The 17,020-nt window shown below is 44.7% G+C and carries 34 protein-coding genes; all 34 read right to left on the bottom strand.

Annotated features, from left to right (window positions below; genetic code table 11):
* Window positions 1-18: 18 nt before the first annotated feature.
* Entirely contained in the window at window positions 19-603 is a 585-nt protein-coding gene (locus ACTWJ7_RS05140) for a major tail protein (protein ID WP_301880163.1), read from the bottom strand.
* A gap of 5 nt (window positions 604-608) precedes the next feature.
* The gene (locus ACTWJ7_RS05135; RefSeq protein WP_301880164.1) at window positions 609-929 is read right to left on the bottom strand and encodes a hypothetical protein; all 321 of its coding nucleotides are present in this window, start codon (window positions 927-929) and stop codon (window positions 609-611) included.
* Between the two features lie 40 nt (window positions 930-969).
* Complete coding sequence (locus ACTWJ7_RS05130; RefSeq protein ID WP_443145175.1) at window positions 970-1,320, bottom strand: hypothetical protein; 351 nt, start codon at window positions 1,318-1,320, stop codon at window positions 970-972.
* A 3-nt stretch (window positions 1,321-1,323) separates the two neighbouring features.
* A complete protein-coding gene (locus ACTWJ7_RS05125) occupies window positions 1,324-1,689 on the bottom strand; it encodes a phage head closure protein (protein WP_301880167.1) in 366 nt (121 codons plus the stop codon).
* Window positions 1,676-1,924: a hypothetical protein gene (locus ACTWJ7_RS05120; protein WP_440176127.1), complete on the bottom strand. Its 249-nt coding sequence runs from the start codon at window positions 1,922-1,924 to the stop codon at window positions 1,676-1,678. The genes ACTWJ7_RS05125 and ACTWJ7_RS05120 overlap by 14 nt, the downstream gene beginning before the upstream one ends.
* Before the next feature lie 53 nt (window positions 1,925-1,977).
* Window positions 1,978-2,322 (bottom strand): hypothetical protein, encoded by a 345-nt coding sequence (locus ACTWJ7_RS05115; RefSeq protein ID WP_301880170.1) that lies wholly within the window; start codon window positions 2,320-2,322, stop codon window positions 1,978-1,980.
* Window positions 2,323-2,357: 35 nt separating this feature from the next.
* Window positions 2,358-3,515, bottom strand: a complete 1,158-nt coding sequence (locus ACTWJ7_RS05110) for a phage major capsid protein (RefSeq protein WP_301880172.1) — start codon at window positions 3,513-3,515, stop codon at window positions 2,358-2,360.
* A 24-nt stretch (window positions 3,516-3,539) separates the two neighbouring features.
* Window positions 3,540-4,256: a head maturation protease, ClpP-related gene (locus tag ACTWJ7_RS05105; protein WP_301880173.1), complete on the bottom strand. Its 717-nt coding sequence runs from the start codon at window positions 4,254-4,256 to the stop codon at window positions 3,540-3,542.
* Between the two features lie 3 nt (window positions 4,257-4,259).
* Window positions 4,260-5,402 (bottom strand): phage portal protein, encoded by a 1,143-nt coding sequence (locus tag ACTWJ7_RS05100; protein WP_301880175.1) that lies wholly within the window; start codon window positions 5,400-5,402, stop codon window positions 4,260-4,262.
* A 20-nt stretch (window positions 5,403-5,422) separates the two neighbouring features.
* Window positions 5,423-7,099, bottom strand: coding sequence for a terminase TerL endonuclease subunit (locus tag ACTWJ7_RS05095; protein ID WP_301880177.1), 1,677 nt, complete (start codon window positions 7,097-7,099; stop codon window positions 5,423-5,425).
* The gene (locus tag ACTWJ7_RS05090; protein ID WP_301880633.1) at window positions 7,096-7,380 is read right to left on the bottom strand and encodes a hypothetical protein; all 285 of its coding nucleotides are present in this window, start codon (window positions 7,378-7,380) and stop codon (window positions 7,096-7,098) included. Before ACTWJ7_RS05090 ends, ACTWJ7_RS05095 begins: the two co-directional genes overlap by 4 nt.
* A gap of 187 nt (window positions 7,381-7,567) precedes the next feature.
* The gene (locus ACTWJ7_RS05085; RefSeq protein ID WP_301880178.1) at window positions 7,568-7,978 is read right to left on the bottom strand and encodes a hypothetical protein; all 411 of its coding nucleotides are present in this window, start codon (window positions 7,976-7,978) and stop codon (window positions 7,568-7,570) included.
* Window positions 7,975-8,310, bottom strand: a complete 336-nt coding sequence (locus ACTWJ7_RS05080; RefSeq protein ID WP_301880180.1) for an HNH endonuclease — start codon at window positions 8,308-8,310, stop codon at window positions 7,975-7,977. Before ACTWJ7_RS05080 ends, ACTWJ7_RS05085 begins: the two co-directional genes overlap by 4 nt.
* Window positions 8,288-8,524: a hypothetical protein gene (locus ACTWJ7_RS05075; protein WP_301880183.1), complete on the bottom strand. Its 237-nt coding sequence runs from the start codon at window positions 8,522-8,524 to the stop codon at window positions 8,288-8,290. The genes ACTWJ7_RS05080 and ACTWJ7_RS05075 overlap by 23 nt, the downstream gene beginning before the upstream one ends.
* Before the next feature lie 248 nt (window positions 8,525-8,772).
* The gene (locus ACTWJ7_RS05070) at window positions 8,773-9,315 is read right to left on the bottom strand and encodes a site-specific integrase (RefSeq protein ID WP_301880184.1); all 543 of its coding nucleotides are present in this window, start codon (window positions 9,313-9,315) and stop codon (window positions 8,773-8,775) included.
* Window positions 9,316-9,724: 409 nt separating this feature from the next.
* Entirely contained in the window at window positions 9,725-10,090 is a 366-nt protein-coding gene (locus tag ACTWJ7_RS05065) for a hypothetical protein (RefSeq protein WP_301880185.1), read from the bottom strand.
* A 27-nt stretch (window positions 10,091-10,117) separates the two neighbouring features.
* Complete coding sequence (locus tag ACTWJ7_RS05060) at window positions 10,118-10,327, bottom strand: hypothetical protein (RefSeq protein WP_301880186.1); 210 nt, start codon at window positions 10,325-10,327, stop codon at window positions 10,118-10,120.
* A complete protein-coding gene (locus ACTWJ7_RS05055) occupies window positions 10,324-10,557 on the bottom strand; it encodes a hypothetical protein (protein WP_301880187.1) in 234 nt (77 codons plus the stop codon). The genes ACTWJ7_RS05060 and ACTWJ7_RS05055 overlap by 4 nt, the downstream gene beginning before the upstream one ends.
* The gene (locus ACTWJ7_RS05050) at window positions 10,554-10,793 is read right to left on the bottom strand and encodes a hypothetical protein (RefSeq protein ID WP_301880189.1); all 240 of its coding nucleotides are present in this window, start codon (window positions 10,791-10,793) and stop codon (window positions 10,554-10,556) included. The genes ACTWJ7_RS05055 and ACTWJ7_RS05050 overlap by 4 nt, the downstream gene beginning before the upstream one ends.
* Window positions 10,768-11,004: a hypothetical protein gene (locus ACTWJ7_RS05045; protein ID WP_443145174.1), complete on the bottom strand. Its 237-nt coding sequence runs from the start codon at window positions 11,002-11,004 to the stop codon at window positions 10,768-10,770. Before ACTWJ7_RS05045 ends, ACTWJ7_RS05050 begins: the two co-directional genes overlap by 26 nt.
* Window positions 11,001-11,381 carry a YopX family protein gene (locus ACTWJ7_RS05040; protein WP_301880191.1) on the bottom strand — a complete coding sequence of 127 codons (381 nt, stop codon included), beginning with the start codon at window positions 11,379-11,381 and terminating at the stop codon, window positions 11,001-11,003. Before ACTWJ7_RS05040 ends, ACTWJ7_RS05045 begins: the two co-directional genes overlap by 4 nt.
* The gene (locus ACTWJ7_RS05035; protein ID WP_301880192.1) at window positions 11,378-11,794 is read right to left on the bottom strand and encodes a hypothetical protein; all 417 of its coding nucleotides are present in this window, start codon (window positions 11,792-11,794) and stop codon (window positions 11,378-11,380) included. Before ACTWJ7_RS05035 ends, ACTWJ7_RS05040 begins: the two co-directional genes overlap by 4 nt.
* A gap of 113 nt (window positions 11,795-11,907) precedes the next feature.
* Window positions 11,908-12,159: a hypothetical protein gene (locus ACTWJ7_RS05030; RefSeq protein ID WP_301880193.1), complete on the bottom strand. Its 252-nt coding sequence runs from the start codon at window positions 12,157-12,159 to the stop codon at window positions 11,908-11,910.
* Window positions 12,160-12,368: 209 nt separating this feature from the next.
* Window positions 12,369-12,638, bottom strand: a complete 270-nt coding sequence (locus ACTWJ7_RS05025) for a hypothetical protein (RefSeq protein ID WP_301880194.1) — start codon at window positions 12,636-12,638, stop codon at window positions 12,369-12,371.
* A gap of 26 nt (window positions 12,639-12,664) precedes the next feature.
* Entirely contained in the window at window positions 12,665-13,021 is a 357-nt protein-coding gene (locus tag ACTWJ7_RS05020) for a BC1872 family protein (protein WP_301880195.1), read from the bottom strand.
* A gap of 45 nt (window positions 13,022-13,066) precedes the next feature.
* On the bottom strand, window positions 13,067-13,315 hold the full coding sequence (locus ACTWJ7_RS05015) for an ASCH/PUA domain-containing protein (RefSeq protein WP_301880197.1): 249 nt from the start codon (window positions 13,313-13,315) through the stop codon (window positions 13,067-13,069).
* Complete coding sequence (locus tag ACTWJ7_RS05010) at window positions 13,281-13,808, bottom strand: hypothetical protein (RefSeq protein WP_301880198.1); 528 nt, start codon at window positions 13,806-13,808, stop codon at window positions 13,281-13,283. Before ACTWJ7_RS05010 ends, ACTWJ7_RS05015 begins: the two co-directional genes overlap by 35 nt.
* The gene (locus ACTWJ7_RS05005) at window positions 13,801-14,016 is read right to left on the bottom strand and encodes a hypothetical protein (RefSeq protein ID WP_301880200.1); all 216 of its coding nucleotides are present in this window, start codon (window positions 14,014-14,016) and stop codon (window positions 13,801-13,803) included. Before ACTWJ7_RS05005 ends, ACTWJ7_RS05010 begins: the two co-directional genes overlap by 8 nt.
* Entirely contained in the window at window positions 14,013-14,297 is a 285-nt protein-coding gene (locus ACTWJ7_RS05000) for a hypothetical protein (protein WP_301880203.1), read from the bottom strand. The genes ACTWJ7_RS05005 and ACTWJ7_RS05000 overlap by 4 nt, the downstream gene beginning before the upstream one ends.
* Window positions 14,298-14,333: 36 nt before the next feature.
* Entirely contained in the window at window positions 14,334-14,645 is a 312-nt protein-coding gene (locus tag ACTWJ7_RS04995; protein ID WP_301880206.1) for a DUF551 domain-containing protein, read from the bottom strand.
* Between the two features lie 47 nt (window positions 14,646-14,692).
* A complete protein-coding gene (locus ACTWJ7_RS04990) occupies window positions 14,693-15,691 on the bottom strand; it encodes a DNA cytosine methyltransferase (protein ID WP_301880207.1) in 999 nt (332 codons plus the stop codon).
* A 16-nt stretch (window positions 15,692-15,707) separates the two neighbouring features.
* Window positions 15,708-16,181 (bottom strand): hypothetical protein, encoded by a 474-nt coding sequence (locus ACTWJ7_RS04985; protein WP_301880208.1) that lies wholly within the window; start codon window positions 16,179-16,181, stop codon window positions 15,708-15,710.
* Window positions 16,178-16,594 (bottom strand): zinc-finger domain-containing protein, encoded by a 417-nt coding sequence (locus ACTWJ7_RS04980; RefSeq protein ID WP_301880209.1) that lies wholly within the window; start codon window positions 16,592-16,594, stop codon window positions 16,178-16,180. The genes ACTWJ7_RS04985 and ACTWJ7_RS04980 overlap by 4 nt, the downstream gene beginning before the upstream one ends.
* Entirely contained in the window at window positions 16,591-17,019 is a 429-nt protein-coding gene (locus tag ACTWJ7_RS04975; RefSeq protein ID WP_301880648.1) for a hypothetical protein, read from the bottom strand. Before ACTWJ7_RS04975 ends, ACTWJ7_RS04980 begins: the two co-directional genes overlap by 4 nt.
* Window position 17,020 lies beyond the last annotated feature (1 nt).

Here is a 17,020-nt window from a genome sequence, read left to right as displayed (position 1 = left end):
ACATGGCATTAGAGGCGTTTACTCCCCCGCGGTGAATGTTGGTGTGTAAACTTTCGTAAAGAAGGAATTAAACTGTGTAGCGTTCGTTGCACTCAGTTCTAGATCACCCTTGACAATGTTCACACCATCCAATTCAATTGGCGATACGGTTACCGACAACGTTTCTCCCGTGATCTCAATTGATTCACCTTTGGTCGTCAACTCTTTTGCTGTCCGAGACGCCTGGCAATCGTAGTAAGCGAACCGGCGATTTCTCTTGTCGCCTAAGACCTGACCCAAGAGAGCAAACTTCTCAGGCATTCCATCTGAAATTTCCACCAATAGTCCGTTATCGTCAATTTTCCATCCGAACATCCGGACTTTGACTTCATCAGGAATCAAGGCCATTTCCAGTTCAGCTGTATAACCGTTATTGCTTGTTGCTACAAAATACGCAGTGTTATCGGCGTAAAAGGTAGAAGCCTCACCTTGAGCCTCTGGCGCCCAACGAACTGCACCAGGAATTGGAATCGGAACTTCCCAAGCTGGCTGCTCGGTAACAGCATCATCGAAAAACGCAATGTGTACCTTGTCCAAACCAAACGTTACTTTATTTTCTGACATATATTTCACCCTCCGATTAATTGAATTGTGAAGACCATCTGGAACAACTTTTCACTTTCCAGATATGTTTCGACCGAGCTGTATGGTAACTGCATTTCTTTGAGTTTGCCTTTAACTTTCGCTTCCGCCACCAAATCTTTCTTTTCGGTGTACAACTCCACCTGAAAATTAGGTACTTCAAGAAAGTTTATATTGTCGGCCATAAAATCACCGTCATAGGCAAATAGGTATACCAGATACGGCGCTTTTGGTTCTGTTTTGAAATGCGAATAAGCGACTGGGTATCCAATCGCTTCAAGGCCTTGATAGAGTTCTGTTTGGTTCATCCACATCATCCTCCATTACGGACGATAGATTTAATTCTATTCACGAGTTCTGGTTCTGCGTGATCATAAGCAGGCAAAATATGCGGTTTCCCAGGAACGCGACCACCACCTCGTTTTGCGTGCCCGAATTCCAACAAGTGAGCGAAGCTACCGCGTTTTTATTATGGATGATATACTTTACCGCGCCATCTTCGTTCATTTTCTTACGGGTCCATCCGGTTGCGTATCTACCGCTGTTTTTACCTTTGCTTTTCGGAGAATTCACCGATATTTCTTTAGTGAGTTGTTTTGATGTCTTGTCTAATTCCTTTTCTATCCCTCTTGTAACATCCTCCGTATACGCCTTTACAGCTGAAGTGATTTCGTTCGCTAGATCATCAAGCGAGACCATGCTTTAAAGCCTCCCTTCAGCGATAATGGTGAACGTGATGTTCAACTCATCGTCATTGATGATACTTTTCACATCGTACGTCACGTTTTTAAACCGGATCTCGATCCGCGTTTTCTTTTCCGCAAACAGCTCGTCCAGCGCCTTTGAGTAATGGACCACAAATCTAGTGACATGCTCTGTGTTGTTTTGAGCTGCCGCCATGAATTCAGATCCCTTGGTTGTTTTGACCATGGACCAGAGCGTGCGCAATTCACTGAACGCCTCTGACTCGTTCCCGATATCGTCCTTGATAATAACCGGGCCCATGACTGTGATCCGCTTGTTGAATCTGCCGCTATGGCTGTTGGCGTTGTATTTATTGTCCCTCATCTGCATCAACCTCGCTTAAAGCCTTGTCCAACATGAGATTGTTGATTTGAGTCAAAAAGTTGATGTTAAAGTACTCCAGAGCATCGTTGTAGACGTACCGGGAGCGCTCGAACACCAGCTCTTTGAAAACTTCATGTGTTTGGATGTCGTAATCACCACAAACCCTTACCAAGTCATCGTTCGAAGCTTTGAGAATCCTCAACAGGTTCCCATCTTCCTCGTCATCCAGGTGCATTCTGTCCAAAAATTCCTTTACAACCTCTTGCGTAACAATTCCGGCCACCAGAATCACTCCTTCAGGGCAGATTCAGCAGCAAGGGCTTCTTCCTTCCCCTTCACTTTCTCGCCGTTGGAGAGTTCGTAGGTTCCGCCCCCGACATGATGCGGGAACGTCTTCTCGGTATCATCCTGTTCCTTTACGGCCGAATCCTTCACGGGTCCAGCGGCACTTTCAATCTCCTGAACCTCAGCCAAATAAATCTTGTTGTACTTCGGGTGAATCTCCGCAAGATAAAAGATACGATCATCATCGGACTCATACCCCTCTGCTGGATAAATCTCACCAGGTTGATAGATTCGATCATCGTGACCGTTTTCTTGGAACCGGTTGACTACTTTAGCTTGTAAACTCATGCAATTCCCTCCCCTCAAAAAGTTAGACACCCCAATTAAGGAGTGTCTACGCCGCTACTTAGATCAAGCGTATAAATTACTGCAGTTTTATTGTCACGCGGTTTACCGAAAGCAAATGTCTTAGCCACATGCAGATTGCAATCCTCCAGAGCAAGGGTTTCCTTGTACTCTGTGACCTCTACACCACCACCACGATATGCGTCATAGCGATCCTTTACAAAGGCCACTACTTCGCCTGCTGTAGCGAATACGGAAGGAATGATTTGAAAGTCGAAAGGAACATTTGTGATATAAGCACCAGTGGCGTTCCTGGTTGTAAATTTACCGCGCATTTTCCAAGAATCAGATGGGTTAATGATTAATGCAATTTTCCCGTCTACATTCAGCGGCTTACCATCTTGCTTTACTGATAGCAATTCTCCGATTCCTGCAAATTCTTCAATTGTTTTGGCAGCATCAGTAAGCGTCAACGTTCCGGCAATGGCTTTTTTGGCGTGTCCCGCTGTAGGGTCCACAGCTGCAGATAAATCACGGATCAGTCCAATTGGTTGATGCTTTACTGGCCCTGCTCCGTTAATGACCGCACTTTCAAGGGCAACAGCGTAAGTTTCGGTAATTTGTGCACGGACGTAAGCTTCTACCCATGTCGGCCCGAACCTTTTAAGGTCTTTCGGCAGCACAACAAAAGCTGTCAATTTAGATTGAGTGATACTTTCTTGCTTAAATACCGCATTCAACTGACCTTTGATGTCTCCAAAGATAGGCCCCCACACAGCAGCGCCTTCATATTCAGAAGTAATTGCCGTAAGTGTGACTGTGCCAAGGTCTTGGAAATTGATAACCGATAGTAGTGGATGCTCGGTTGTCAGGTCGTCATAAATTCGTTCAACAATGGTTTTAGGTAGGATAATTTCATTTGTGAATCCATCTGACTGTACAACCGCGTTGAAGAATTTCTTTTCTTCCGCAGTCAATACGTTGACGCCTCGTTGGGCCAGTACTACGCTGTCCAAATTGTTAGCAGACACTTGGTTTGTGATTTGAGTCGTCAGTGACGTTACAAGTGCATCCTGCATAGCAACCCAAGCTGTCTCAATTTCTTCGTTTGTTGATGCTTCATTCTTCACCACGTTGGCATAGTTCAGTTTTGCGTTTTCGTAAGCGTCAGTATGCTGATTAAGTTTCATTGTCATTTTTAATGACCTCCATCATTCAAATTAAAAAAGAACCCTGCGATTTCCTGACGGTTTCCCAGGATCATGCAATGGTCCTTGCTGCTTGTTTTTAAAATCTTCGAATTCAGTTTGCAAAGTGCTCAATTGAGCTTTCAAGGCGTTAACTTGTTCGTTATCCGCTCCAGGCTCTGCGTTGCCAACGTTTGTGATTTGTGTGATTTTGTTGTTGAATTTCTCGGCCTGATCTTTGAAAATCCCGGATTCAACTTCTTCCGCTTTCCCATCCACAATTTCATCAGCTAGACCCAATTTAAGAGCTTTGCTTGCGGACAAGTACGTTTCCTCGTCCAACAATTTCTTCGCTGTACTCTCATCCAACCTATGGGTGTATGAAGCTAAAACCGATTCACCGATGCTGTCCAAGTCATCCGCAATTTTACGCAGCTTCTTGGCGTTACCCGCAACCACTGTCCATGCATGGTGCAGCATGAATTGAGTGTTCGAATACATCCTTACTACGTCTGCACCCATACATATAAGACCAGCCGCGCTTGCAGCAATACCCGTAACAGTAACTGTCACTTTGCCTTTGTGAGCTCGCAACGTGTTCATCAAATCAATCCCGACAAATACGTCCCCGCCGTATGAGTTAATATCCAGGTCAATTTCTTCGTCTTCCCCAATGCTTCTCATCATGTAGTTGAAATCCCACACGCTCGAATTCCAGCTTGAAATATCGCCTTTGATCTTATGCTTCACTTTTTAGTCACCCCCTTCCCGATCTTTAGAAGCCGACGCAGATTGATAATTTTTAGTCAACACATACTCATCCAACGCTGGATTGTCCACCGGCTCGCCTCCGACCATTTTTCTAATCTCATTTCCGTTGTAAGTTCCACTCGCACGCAGTTTGTCAATCGCTTCTGCAAGTTCAAGCGGATTCATGTCTGCAATTCCGTGTACATTAATTCTTTTCCCGCCCAGGTACTCTTTCTTGGTCACCAGTTTGGCATTCACTTCATCCCTGATCTTCTTACTGAGAGGATTTGTACAGAACCTGATATATGCCTTGATAGCCGTTTCATAGTCAGCCATATCACCGTGAACCAATGAGTTTGGAACACCAAGAATATTAGCTACATCATCAGTCAAATCTCGTTTTAATTTCGCCAATTCTTCTACCGATTTACCGTTATTAGAACCGTCGTTGACCTCTGTGTACTCAAACCCTTTTAACTTCGGGACAAGAGCCACAACATTTGTTTTGAATGCAGTAAATAGCTTATCGATAAACTCTTGAAGCCGATTCCTAGTTTTTTCGTCAAGTGATTGATTTGCTTCTACACCAACAGTTCCTCGAATTTGGTTGCTCATTTTCTGAGTTTCCAACATTCGTCCAAACAAATCTGTGTAGTCTTTAAAAATGCCTTCCATGAATTTGGTTAGCTTCTCGTTGTTATACGTCAGGTAGATGACTTCATCCATCCTAAATGTTCGTTTGAATGTGTAATCTTTTACCGTAACGTCCTTGAATACATCTGGATAAACTGCGTACTCTTCTCTTGAAAAGCTGTCCGCTATCAAAAGATCATCATTATCAGACAAAATGACAAGTATCTCATTTTCATAGATAAGCCTGTACGTGAACTGTTGCCAAAAATCTGCTGCGGATTGGTCTGTATTTGGACGTACATTGAGTAGATAATCCCAATCATCCATAATTCGCTTGTCGTTCTTCATAATCCTGAACTCACTCATGCTTATGGTCCTGGCTATGAAGTTAATGCATGTCTCAAGCGCAATCCTTTTTAGATATGACCGATTGGAGGATTCGTATAAAATATCAAAATCAAACAAGGTTTCCAGCTCGCTGTTACGTTTGAACACACCATCCAGAAATCCCATTCCTTCTTACACCCCCTCTCCTAGAAGTTCAAGGCCTCCAGTGCATCCAAAGCATCATCAATACCTTCCTCGCTCAGTTCTTCAAAGCGATACAAACCGCAAACAAGAGCTTGGAAACCGTCTGTTTTCCTCCGGATCGGTTCTTTCTTGCCGTATATCTTGTTACCATCTTTTTTGATCGTCACAAGCACGTTATTTGTGTACCAGCGCATCAACGGGTTGTCACCCCATATGAACATACCCTTGGCGAAATACATCTCTACACGCGGCGCTAAGAGGCCGTGAATTGCTTCCGGCCTACGAATTACCTCAACCTCGAAGCCGACAGCCTCAAGCAGAGGTTTCAGCATTTCCATGCGGTAGTTATCACCAATGACTTTCTTGATGCTGTATTTCATCCTCATTGTGACGAACCAATTCACGATATGTTCCAGGTTGATCATTTCCTCGTTCAAAACAGTGAGTAACCCTTTGGACTCCCATTCTTTTATCGGAGCAAACTTCTCTTTGCTATCCACTCGTTTCATGGAGTATCCGTAATACTTATCGACAAATTCTTTTCTTGTGAATGAGTGCGTGATAAACGGCACCTTTCCATCATGTTTGAAAACTAAACCAACAGATGCAAAATCTCGAATTTGTGCAAAGTCGATGCACCCGATGGCTTCCTTGCCTTCCAGATCCGGTAATGGTTGATCTGTTGCAGCAATCTCTTCCCATTTCGCTACAGATCGTTCCAGGTCAGTAACTGGTAGATTCATGCGTTTGGTCATGAACTCTTCACGGTTTGAAGGATCGTCCGCTAGGTCTTCATATTCTTCATAGATAGTGTCATAAAGACCCTGAGAGTACTCATTCCTCGGCTCGCTCAGCATTGGGTTTGCTAACTCCCACAACTCCGGTCTATCAACCTCTTTTTCATCGTTCAGTTTGCAGAGGAATGGGAAGACTGAGTTTACTCTGGCCTCACCACTCAGAACCTTCTTGGCTTTATCTTTGAATTTGTCCAAGAACCCGTCACGGACATAACCGTCCGTCCCGATGTAGAACTCTCGTGGATTTTTCTTCTTACCTAAACCAGATATGTGCACCCGGACGTCCGAGTTGTCTTCGAAATAGTGGATCTCGTCAAATACAACCGCACCGTCTCGAAGACCGTCTTTCGTGTTTCCGTTAGACGTTCTGAATTTAAAAATGCTATCCGTGCCCTTTGCCAGAACTTGTGTTGCTGTAGCCTTAAAATGCTTCTGCAGCATTGATTCCCTCTTGATCGTTTTGGCCGATTCCTCTACGGAGGTTTTAGCTTGTTCTTCGGAGTTAGCAATAACGGATATGTTGTATTCCATAATTCCGTGAAGATCACTGATTAGAAAGTGGCATATCACAGTAATGAGTCCGTTTTTGCCTCCGCCCCTCCCCATCATCCATAGGAACTTCCGATAAAACACCCTATCCGACTCTTGGAAAAACAAAAAGACGAAAGCAACTAAGAACTTCTGGAACGGTTGCAAAGGAAAATACCACTTCGCAGCGAACCGAATGCAGTCCTCAATCATTTCGTCATCGAAATACAAGTCATCTCGGGAAAGAACATCCCGCTCCAGGTATTCAATTAGCTGTTCTCGTTCTTTGTTGAACTTAACTTTTCCAGAACGGAATAACCGAATATAGTCGTCTACATACTTTTGCCGAATCATGTCAAATCACTTTTCGTCCCGCCCTTTTTACCTGCCCCTGTTTTCTCCGGCTTTGGCACATTCAGATTTAAGGCGTCCAGTATTTTAATCATACGATCATTGGTTTTGTGTAGGTCGGCAATGGAAGGGTTAGATTTCTTGCCGTGCATGCCATTGATCTGAATTCCGATGGTTTCAATATCTTCAATCAGTTCGTTTTTCAAATCCCAAAGAGATAAATAATCTTGAATCAAATCTTTGTGATAAGAAGGCGGTGTCCCGTTCGCTCTTAATTGCCTCATGAGATCCAGTTCAATTTGTCTTCTTAACTTTTCGGCTGCATCAGTCAACAAAATCACCCCCTTTTATTAATTTTCCATTTATGACCAATATGCAAGAATTATAATTTCACCCAAAAAACCCGACAGAACACCCCACCTCCGGTGCCCGAGCCCAGGGAATCGCCAAACCTTTTGACCCGGGGGGGTGTTATCCGAATATTTTTTCTTTCAATTTTCTAATCAAAGGAACTTTGTCTTTGCCTTGATTGATCATATGTTCAATCGTGTACTCATGTTTGCCAACCTCGTGTGTCTTGGTTCCATATAAATACTCGATTACGACCATCCCATTGATTGCTACACCATTGTGTCTCACAATTGGGACGCTGTTTAGATCCTTCACTTCTATGACCAACAACGGAACAGAACTCTTACACGCATCACAAAGCAGTTCCAGTCCATCAGTCCTTACTCCAATAACATCCAAGGCTTTGTTGCACTGTGAGCAAGGAGCCTTACTGCAGCAATTGTCACAAACAATTCTAGCTGACGGTTTGTCATTCGGTCCGCGTTTCTCATTTATCCTGACGCCGCACTTAATGCAATGTTCATTGTTCACCAGCGCTCATCTCCTTCCCACTTGTTCACGTTCCGTTCGAACACCCGGTCATGCTCCTTGTTGTGGCAGTCAACACAAACTGTTTCTAGGTTGTCTATATCAAGCGCAAGGTCTGGATGATCCTCAAGTTCCTTGATGTGATGGACAACCAACTGAATCTTCTTGCGGCGAGCCGACTCGCTGTATTCGTTTGTGTCGATGCTGACCAATCCATTTCGTTTGCATGGCTGGCACTCGTGGTTGTCACGCTGCTTAACCTCTGCCCTCAGCCGCTTCCATTCACCGCTATCGTAGAACTTCCGCTTCTGTTCAATCGTTTTGTACAGGTTCATGTTGTTCCTCGCCTCGTAGTTCCTTGGCTATTTCAAGTAAGGCATTGAGAAGCTTTTCCTTTGCTGTAGCTTCATCTTCATGATGTTCCTCATCTCGCAGTTCCTTACCTCTTTCAAGTAAGGTGTTAAGGCGCTCTGCCTTAGCTATAGCTTCATCCAGTTCACGAGTGTCTACGTTGATTTCAACCTTGATGCTATCGACTTTAGCCATCATTCTTCCTCCGTTTCTGTTTTTGTATAAATATTCAGTCCATTTAACGCACAAATAACCCTTTTAAAATAAGGGTTTATCACACCTGTTTCGTTATATTTACTGTCACATTGCATTGATTTCTGCATAAATATCGAGTTATTCATATCTTATTATTTTGTATAACTGTTCGCGTTGCGCTTTCCCAATAAAATCAAGGGTTTATGATGCTTATTAATTTTGAGTTATACAAGTTCGGCATTATGAATAACTCATAGGCCGAATCGATTCATAGCAGCATCCATCATGTCCTGATCCATTCCAATGTATCTGAATGCGTTGGCATCGGATGAATGGTTAAGCAGCTTACGAATGAGCGTGATATCCTTCGTCTTCTGATACATCATGTACCCGAATGTCTTTCTCATGGAATGGCAGGCGATATCCTTCATTCCGAAATGTTCAGCTGCCTCTCGCAATATCTTGTAGGCCATGTCTCGCTTGATCGGCTTGTTCTTACCTTGTCTTGATTTAAACAAAAAGTCATCGTCATTCATATCTGCTGTATATCGTTTAAGCTCGCGCTTGAGTACTGGGTTGATCTGCAGCATTTTCTTTTTGCCGGTCTTCATTTCAATTAATGTGATGTGCTCGCCTATGACATCCCGCTTACGAAGCGGAAGCATATCTTGTATTCGGTAACCGGTGTTTATTCCAACAACGAACATCATGCGGTTCCTCTTACTTTTAGCGCCCAAGTATTCCTTTATCTCCTCGATCTTGGCTGGATCTCGGATAGGTTGCACTTCGTTCACCAGCCAACACCTCCTTGTTGAAAAGAAAAGAGCCATCCGGTAACCCTCCGAATGACTCCAAAAGAATATGAAGAAAATTTTATCCGGCCTTGTTGGGACTCGAACCCACCGTTTCCTGAAAGGCCATAAAGTAGTCCGTATTTATATGCCGCCCGGACGGAGCGACTTCAGGGCATCTAACCCCACCTCACACCATACCATCGCAGTTAACCCATCAGGGTATCGCTAAGGAATAATCCCACAGCACGGCCGAGTCGCCTAGGGATAACGGAACTAGGCACACCGGAAGGAAGCAATTCCCTTCTTATGTGCCTAGTGTATAACTGAAATACAGACGCAAAGCGGACATGGAACAGACGTGGTACAGACAGTTAACAGACGTAATGCAGACAGGATACAGACACGTTTTTCATGAGATAGGTCCCATGAGTTTCAGTGTGCTTGCTATGGACTCAATTCCTTCGTCAATCCATCTATCAACTGATCTGTCGGTAATAAGACGGAACTTCACTACAGCCGCTTTTCGCGGGTGCCCTTTAATGAAACGATATTCAATGAGTTCTTTCACTTCTTTATCCATGATCAAATTTACAGCCAGTTCGATTTCTTCCACTTTCGTCTTCCAATCTATATATAAAGCCTGCTGACGCTCGTTTCTTTCCTTACCACTCAACAGATCCACTGTGAGCTTCATTTTCGGATACCTACGCAGCATGGACCTAACAATCAACTTATCCGTCTCTGTTACACTCTCGTAAAATTCCATTTGGTACACCGCAGCCCCCATATATGGCCCCTTTCCCTATGAATCAAAATCAAATGCAGCTTGTCCTTCAGGTAAGATTTCCTTACCTGCTTCGCGAATCAATCCTTCATCCAGCCAACGTTTTGGTGCTTTCTTCTTATAATTATCCCAAACAGGTGTTCCCGCCGCAATACTTTGGAACTTATTTTCCTCAACTGCTTTTTCTGTCCATTCCCAATACGTGTTGGCTTCGAGTTGTTGGGTCATTTGATTCCACCACCCGCTTGCTGTCGCCGTTTTTCAGCCATCTGGTATTCAATACATCTTGCTTTATAATAAGCAGCTTCACGCTGAATTTGATCCCGTTCAAACGTAAGCTGCCAGTTAACTTCAGTAATGGCCTGTAACGCTTGGTCTTTCTCCCCAATCAAATCAATCAGGTCTGAAGTAGCTGCACCTTCCAATTCGTTCATGTGAAGTGCTACACGGTTGTTCATTCCACCACCAACTTCCCAATCTCCCGAATCTCCGCTTTTGTCTTTGCATTGGTGAACCTGTTGAGGAATGCGATTTTCTTCATGGCACGTTTGGATTCTATTTTTGCGGTATTCTTTTCTGCGGAGGACATATGATGGCTGTTAGCGTCATGAAATTTCCGTTGTAGTTTAAGCCCTAAGATTAAGCTTGATTGGATATCTACCGCATCGTCATAAGTTAACCCGAATTTTCTCATGCTTCTTCCTCCCGGGCTTATTGATGGGCGACCAGTGCGTTACATCTTTGAGCAAATGACTGCCTATTCCGATCCAATCGTAATGCTGACCTGGAAAGAAGCTTTTAGAACGTTCCGCAATCGTTGCACCTCTATGCTTGTCATAAACCAAGTGTGGTACATGACTTGGTATGCTTCGGTCTGTTGGATCGTATTTACGCCACTCTATCATTCTGTATCCGCTCCTTCCCCACCCAATAATTCAGGGTTTTCGTAGATATTTCCGATCACTTCTCCGTCTGCTATATACCCCAAATGAAGGCCCATTAAAGGTTCCTTTCCTCTGAATAACTGGAACATGCCTCCGTATAACCTCACGACCAGAATTTCGGGCAACGGACCGCTGCTCTCAAAATTCAGCTTGTTTACTTTAACGATGTCGCCATCGTAGTAATCCTTACCTTTGCTGTCTTTCACCCCGGATTTAAGCATCAACACCATGTACGGTGACCATATGCATACCTTCAACCAGTTCCGATCTAAGAATTCGTATGACATCTCTTTAGTTTCGGTATCCCATGCTCTCGCTCCAAATTCATACAGGCTCATTGTTCCGCTCCTTCCTTGGGAGCCAACACAGCATACCCGAAGTGATTTTCGATTTTGGTTTGCGCACTATCGTTGTGCTTTTTCCACTCTTTTATATCTGATCTATCTTCTTCAGTTATTTTTTTGGACTCAATCGCCCGTTCAATGTTTGCAACATTCTTGAATAAGGCTCTTGATATTTCTCGGAGCTCATCGTCCGTGAAACTCACTTCTACCGCCTGTGACTTGATGATCGCTGCCAATTCATGTGTTGGCATGCTTTGCAACAGGCGGGCCACATCCAACCAAGCGATATCTTCACGTTCAGGCTCACGAAACTGATCTTTGAATTCGATGTCCTCCAGTTTATCTTTAACAAACTGGCTTGCTGCTGGAGAAATGCTATTGATGTAATTTGCTAATTTTTCACTCATGGTTACTACCTCCGTTTAATGGTTTGTTCAATGTATATGACGTAGAGGTTGTATATCCTCCTATTTGGGGAGACCGACCAAAATATCTTGATACGGCCTCCACTTCGTTAAGTTTATTCAGTCGATTGGTCGCCTTCGGCCAATTCCTCAACGTCCTCTTCTTCTCCGACATCCATTACAAGCGTCATAACTCCGTTCTTAACAACCTTCGCAAGTACAATGCCCGTAACTTTGATTGTCTTGATTCCTTCTGCCTGGCAGCGAGTGTGTTCGATCATTCCTTCACCGACAAAATCCCAATTTTCGTCTTCCCAGACAAACTCATTGCAACGTTGACACGTCCCGAACAGAACGCCGCCAGCCATGAGTGATCAACCCTTTCCGTCTAACAGGAGTTTTTCTGCTAATCCCTTAGCTGCTTCTAATCCTTCGATAGTCCCGTCTGAGATAAGCGTCTGTTGCATGTGGCGTTTCTCAAGTGCTTCTCTCCGTTCATTTTTAGCACGTTGAATTTCATTTTCTAGCTATATTAAAAAGTTGTTTGGCACGTCTATCCCTCCTATATGTCCAGTACCTAGCAAAGCTCGCTTGTTATCGCTAAAATTTCTGCTTCTGGCTTATTAAAATCCTCAAGTGTTTCAGTTACACTTCTTACAGGTCCGCCATCGTCAGATTCAGTTCTCGCATGAATCACAAGTGCATAATCACGATCCACTTCTTTGATTTCATCGTCTTTTTCCTCATCGTAATCTGCTACGATCTCGTTATACTTTTCAATCGCTTGATCTTCTGTCTCCGCTTTAATCAGTGCCCAGTAAGGGCCGTTGAATTCGAAATATCTCATAGTAATCTATCTCCTTTGGTTTTGGTTTATAGGTCCAGTACAGCCAATAGAGCTGCCTTACAACGTTGTGCTGGTGTTGCATGGATGAAATCGAACATTCCAACATACTCGCCCGTGCCAATCACAACCCGTTTTAATGCTTCACAATATTTAGCCTGCAACCTCAGTTCCTTGATCTTCTTTTCTACTTCCCATGCTTTGGACATGTCCGAGCTGTATCTTTTCGGGCAACCTTCAAATTTCGGCCCCAGTTTGATCCAATCATCTCGGAATTCACCCGGTTCATGTCCCATCACTTCAATGGCTACAACCAGATCCAGATTATTTCCGGACTTGAGTGCCAACGCTTGCTCCCGGGTCAACGCTGTCGTTGTTTGTGTCATGTGTTATATCCTCCTTAGTAGGGAGAGGCCCACAGGCCCCGCATTTTATGGCGCTAAATCCAAGCCCATAATCACGTATCCGGGCTTTACATACTCAGGGTCATTCAATATATAGGTGACTCCAACGGACGTCCTATTGCCTGTATACTGCGTCTCTGGCGTCCATTCTTCCAGCTCTAGCAAATCACCCACCTGATAATCACGATCGTTCTTACGAACCTCAAATGGTTTGGAACCTTGTATAACTGCGTGAAAGTATTCAGGTAATATTTTTAGGTAATGCCTCCTGTTCATGGTTCCCCTCTCCTTCCTGACCCACCGGCTTATTCTCTTCCAACCATCTATAGATGCGCTCCAGTGCTACATCCTGAGAAGCTGGGTTGCTCATAGAAAGGATGTCCGTCACATCTTTCATCAACTTAACCATGCTCTTGCGATACGTGTGTACCTCTTGAAGCTTCTTGCGGAGCCTCTCCAACTCTGTATTTTCGGTGTTTTTCCGTTCATACTCAGTCCATTCAGCAACTAAATCAGAGTGTTCGTCGATTGAATAAAGAGTGATGTAAGCTTGTTTCTCAATCCTAGACAACACCACGCGTTCTCCATCTTCTACGCCATAGGACGACACTAACTCCTTTGTCGCTTCAAGCTGTTCCTCGTACTGCTTCAATGCCTCGCTATATTCATCAATGCAAACCAATCCTTCTTCTTTGTCCCATACCATCCACGAATCAGGTGTAACGGTAGCTGCCGCCAACGCTTGTTTGATTTCTTCCTGCTTACTCATGTCCTTGTTCCTCCAATCTTTTGACCCAAACGTATAAATCTACTGCCAGTAACGTGTTTTCCGTATTAGCGGCATATTCGAGGAGGGCCATACGCGCCGCCCTGTCCGTTCCGGGCTTGAGAATAAAATAATCACCTTCTGCCTCTTCACCCGTCTCACGGTTGATCACCATATATTTGTTATGCAATCCTTTATCTGCATCACTCATGACTGTTCTTCCTCTCTCAACACATGCGCTATTCCGCGCTTTTTGTCTTTCACATATTTCTGCTTTGTGCCAAGATTGACGATCCGATAATCTCCACCCATGTCCACAAACCACCAGAGCACGTATGAAACGTGTTCAAGCGTCTGCCATACCGTTGCTTCGTCCGTGGTATCAACATCGTTATACGGGTGATCCTGCTCCGTGCCATCGTACTGCAGATACTGCCCCGTCTTCCTGTCCTGAATGACGAATCTTCCAACCGTCTCAATTGTCCTGATCATCTGTATATCCCTCCCTGGGAAAGAGGCCCGGAGACCTCAGACCTCTATATTCATGCTCGGTAGTGGCATCCAATGTGTGACTTCATGGCTTAAACGCCAGTTTACATCCGCTTCATAGCTACTCTCGTACCATCCAGATACTGTCCAGAAGCAATCCTTTTCTTCGTCATAGTCACCTTCGCCAGCAAAGTCTTCGTCCATGTAATCAGATTCCAGTACGCTGCGCGGAGCAATGTAATCAGCAATAGTTACATGAGGAATTTGTTTGTCCTTGTAAGTCGTTTCAAATCTGGCTATTACTCTCTGACAAGTTTCTGGTAATTTATCATTCACACTGATCCATGCCATGTGTTATCTCTCCTTTGGTGGGCCTATGGCCTCTGTGATATGTGGTGCTATATGATCAGCTGAAGCTGTCCGTCAGTTGTAGAGTTAAAGTGACTTTCTTTCTCGCTTGGTATCAATACTGCCTCAAATATTGCTTCAAGCACCTGCACAACAATTGAGTTTCCGGCAAGCTTATACAGTGTGGCATTTCGCTTTCCTGCAGTAGAAGGGAACTCGGCCGCCGCTTGGTCAAAGTCCTCATCAGAGAAGCCCATGAGCCTCCAGCACTCGCGCTCTGTCAGATATCTGTATGTCCCGTTGTCCTGCTTGATAATGCCTGCATTTGGGCAACGGTCTTGCCTTGTGGATATGGTCCAGCATCTATCCTCAATGACATCCAATGGCCGATATTTTCCGCGTACTGCAGGATTGAATTCTTCGATCCGGCTTAACATGGACGGGATATTTACCTGGTACTGTTCTCCGGTCACGTTTGGTTCTAAAAATTCGTTAATGTGCCTCATGGCTCTTTTCTTCAGCCGTCCAAAGTCAAAAGGCGCACCGTCCATTATGCTGATAGTGAAGACCCGATCTCTGCCTTGAGGTATGCCGAAGTCCATAGCGTTCAGAACCTCAAAACTGTTGACATAACCGAGCTCGTTCATCCGATGCAGATACTTGTTGAAGCTGTTGATCATGTCTTTGTCCAGTACGCCTTTCACGTTTTCCCAGATAACCACTTTCGGCATCCACTCACCCATGTTTCCGATTATTCGTAGCGTCTCCCACATTAACGATGACCGTGTTTTGTCCTCATCCTTACCGCCTAATCTTTTACCTGACCTTGAAAAGTCTTGGCATGGGCTACCGTGCACCAGGATGTCCGGCCGCAGGTTCCAACCGACCACAGACTGTGGCTTATGCAATCGGTCATACATCGCGTTGTAGCTGCGTACGGCCTTTTCATCAATCTCCACATAGTCAATCGCTTTATGCTCGATCCCAAGATTGATCAGCGCCTTACGCGGCGCCCCAATGCCTCCAAACAGTTCGAGGATCTTTATCATGTTGCCTATCCCCTCCCTATCCCCTAACTCCGTATTTAATTTGACCTGTTTCCAACTGACGTTTCATGTTCTCCCGGCGAGTTAATGGCGGTCTGGTTACCGCCTCTTCTGGCGTCTCCCCTTCAGACAACCTTTGCATAAATGTGCTGTATGACACGTTGTTACGCGCAGCACGTTCTTTCACATCTTCCCATGTCGGCTTTGGCTTCCCGTGTTTATCCACCATATTCCTGAGTGGAGTCGTAGCTGCTTTTTCGGGTGACCATCCTTGACTGGTTCGTCTGTAATAACTGCCTCGGGTGACTCCATTCGCTTCCGCGCGATCCGGCCAATCTCCGTGTTTAACATTTTTCCCTGGCCGCTTACTGATTGCATCTTTCATGGACCATCCAAGTTTTCTGACTCTATCCTCTAAAACTCGGTTTCGGATTCCATTCGCTGCCGCAACTTCATACTGCCTTGGAGTAATAACGCGATGTTCGTAATTCATGTCCATCCCCCCTTGACTGATTTTCTAGGAGCTACTTGCAGATATTCACTCAGATCCTGTATCTGCTTCCCGACAGGACATTGGACGTTACAAATTTTCTCCAGCGGTGATGAGTTATTTTTGTTACGAAGAGTCATTGCAATTCTGATTTCACACGGATCACATTCGGACCCAATGATTTTGTCTATTTGCTGCAATGCTTCTACCCTGGTTTTAGGAACCGGGACATTATACTTGTACTCCTCACGTACTGGAGGGATTGTTTTTGGTTTTCTCTCTATTTCCTTGGTCTGGATCGATGCAGCTTCTTCAGGTGTTTGACCGCTGTAGATGCGATATACATAAGTGCTGTAAGATATCCCGTTGATTTTTGCCGTTTCCTTTACTCTCAACCAGCCCGATTCTTTTCTCATGTCGTAACACCCCTCTTGCTATATGGCGTTTTCTTTTTATCAACCTTCTCGGTTGCAGCTCTTTCATGATCCCAGCCGTTCTTATATCTGGCATAGTAGGTCGCCTTTGGTATGCCATTCGCCTTGGCTATCTCCGGCCATTTCCCATGCTTTTCATGTTTTCGTACCGGATCCGTCACCGCTTCTTCAATCGCCCAGTTATACCGTTTCACCCGTTCTATCAGTTGCCACTTGCTTATATCGTTCTTGGCAGCTGCTTCAATATCAGCCTGAGTAATTTCCTGCGATATGGACATTTGCTTTGCCTCGAATCCACAGAATGGGCAGCGGAACAAATCCGTCTGTATCTCCTTCATATCCGACGAACATACATAACAGGCGATAATCATGACCCAGACGCCTGCCAGTGACGTTCTACTGCCCAAA

It is taken from the genome of Paenibacillus sp. 1A_MP2 (genome assembly GCF_052244825.1).
Classification (GTDB): Bacteria; Bacillota; Bacilli; order Paenibacillales; family Paenibacillaceae; genus Paenibacillus; species Paenibacillus vandeheii.
This window is presented reverse-complemented; position numbering and strand designations above follow the sequence as displayed.

Coding starts and splice junctions, on each gene's coding strand:
- ACTWJ7_RS05045 (WP_443145174.1), bottom strand. CDS start 11,004: ATGATAGAGTGGCGTAAATACGATCCAACAGACCGAAGCATACCAAGT.
- ACTWJ7_RS05060 (WP_301880186.1), bottom strand. CDS start 10,327: ATGACCCAACAACTCGAAGCCAACACGTATTGGGAATGGACAGAAAAA.
- ACTWJ7_RS05140 (WP_301880163.1), bottom strand. CDS start 603: ATGTCAGAAAATAAAGTAACGTTTGGTTTGGACAAGGTACACATTGCG.
- ACTWJ7_RS05025 (WP_301880194.1), bottom strand. CDS start 12,638: ATGAGATATTTCGAATTCAACGGCCCTTACTGGGCACTGATTAAAGCG.
- ACTWJ7_RS04980 (WP_301880209.1), bottom strand. CDS start 16,594: ATGAGAAAAGAATCGGGCTGGTTGAGAGTAAAGGAAACGGCAAAAATC.
- ACTWJ7_RS05040 (WP_301880191.1), bottom strand. CDS start 11,381: ATGAGCCTGTATGAATTTGGAGCGAGAGCATGGGATACCGAAACTAAA.
- ACTWJ7_RS05075 (WP_301880183.1), bottom strand. CDS start 8,524: ATGATGGCTAAAGTCGATAGCATCAAGGTTGAAATCAACGTAGACACT.
- ACTWJ7_RS05100 (WP_301880175.1), bottom strand. CDS start 5,402: ATGGGATTTCTGGATGGTGTGTTCAAACGTAACAGCGAGCTGGAAACC.
- ACTWJ7_RS05000 (WP_301880203.1), bottom strand. CDS start 14,297: ATGATCAGGACAATTGAGACGGTTGGAAGATTCGTCATTCAGGACAGG.
- ACTWJ7_RS05030 (WP_301880193.1), bottom strand. CDS start 12,159: ATGGCTGGCGGCGTTCTGTTCGGGACGTGTCAACGTTGCAATGAGTTT.
- ACTWJ7_RS05005 (WP_301880200.1), bottom strand. CDS start 14,016: ATGAGTGATGCAGATAAAGGATTGCATAACAAATATATGGTGATCAAC.
- ACTWJ7_RS05080 (WP_301880180.1), bottom strand. CDS start 8,310: ATGAACCTGTACAAAACGATTGAACAGAAGCGGAAGTTCTACGATAGC.
- ACTWJ7_RS05110 (WP_301880172.1), bottom strand. CDS start 3,515: ATGACAATGAAACTTAATCAGCATACTGACGCTTACGAAAACGCAAAA.
- ACTWJ7_RS05125 (WP_301880167.1), bottom strand. CDS start 1,689: ATGAGGGACAATAAATACAACGCCAACAGCCATAGCGGCAGATTCAAC.
- ACTWJ7_RS05020 (WP_301880195.1), bottom strand. CDS start 13,021: ATGACACAAACAACGACAGCGTTGACCCGGGAGCAAGCGTTGGCACTC.
- ACTWJ7_RS05095 (WP_301880177.1), bottom strand. CDS start 7,099: ATGATTCGGCAAAAGTATGTAGACGACTATATTCGGTTATTCCGTTCT.
- ACTWJ7_RS05055 (WP_301880187.1), bottom strand. CDS start 10,557: ATGAACAACCGTGTAGCACTTCACATGAACGAATTGGAAGGTGCAGCT.
- ACTWJ7_RS05135 (WP_301880164.1), bottom strand. CDS start 929: ATGAACCAAACAGAACTCTATCAAGGCCTTGAAGCGATTGGATACCCA.
- ACTWJ7_RS04995 (WP_301880206.1), bottom strand. CDS start 14,645: ATGGCATGGATCAGTGTGAATGATAAATTACCAGAAACTTGTCAGAGA.
- ACTWJ7_RS05050 (WP_301880189.1), bottom strand. CDS start 10,793: ATGAGAAAATTCGGGTTAACTTATGACGATGCGGTAGATATCCAATCA.
- ACTWJ7_RS04985 (WP_301880208.1), bottom strand. CDS start 16,181: ATGAATTACGAACATCGCGTTATTACTCCAAGGCAGTATGAAGTTGCG.
- ACTWJ7_RS05115 (WP_301880170.1), bottom strand. CDS start 2,322: ATGAGTTTACAAGCTAAAGTAGTCAACCGGTTCCAAGAAAACGGTCAC.
- ACTWJ7_RS04990 (WP_301880207.1), bottom strand. CDS start 15,691: ATGATAAAGATCCTCGAACTGTTTGGAGGCATTGGGGCGCCGCGTAAG.
- ACTWJ7_RS05035 (WP_301880192.1), bottom strand. CDS start 11,794: ATGAGTGAAAAATTAGCAAATTACATCAATAGCATTTCTCCAGCAGCA.
- ACTWJ7_RS05015 (WP_301880197.1), bottom strand. CDS start 13,315: ATGAACAGGAGGCATTACCTAAAAATATTACCTGAATACTTTCACGCA.
- ACTWJ7_RS05090 (WP_301880633.1), bottom strand. CDS start 7,380: ATGAGGCAATTAAGAGCGAACGGGACACCGCCTTCTTATCACAAAGAT.
- ACTWJ7_RS05120 (WP_440176127.1), bottom strand. CDS start 1,924: ATGCACCTGGATGACGAGGAAGATGGGAACCTGTTGAGGATTCTCAAA.
- ACTWJ7_RS05010 (WP_301880198.1), bottom strand. CDS start 13,808: ATGAGTAAGCAGGAAGAAATCAAACAAGCGTTGGCGGCAGCTACCGTT.
- ACTWJ7_RS05130 (WP_443145175.1), bottom strand. CDS start 1,320: ATGGTCTCGCTTGATGATCTAGCGAACGAAATCACTTCAGCTGTAAAG.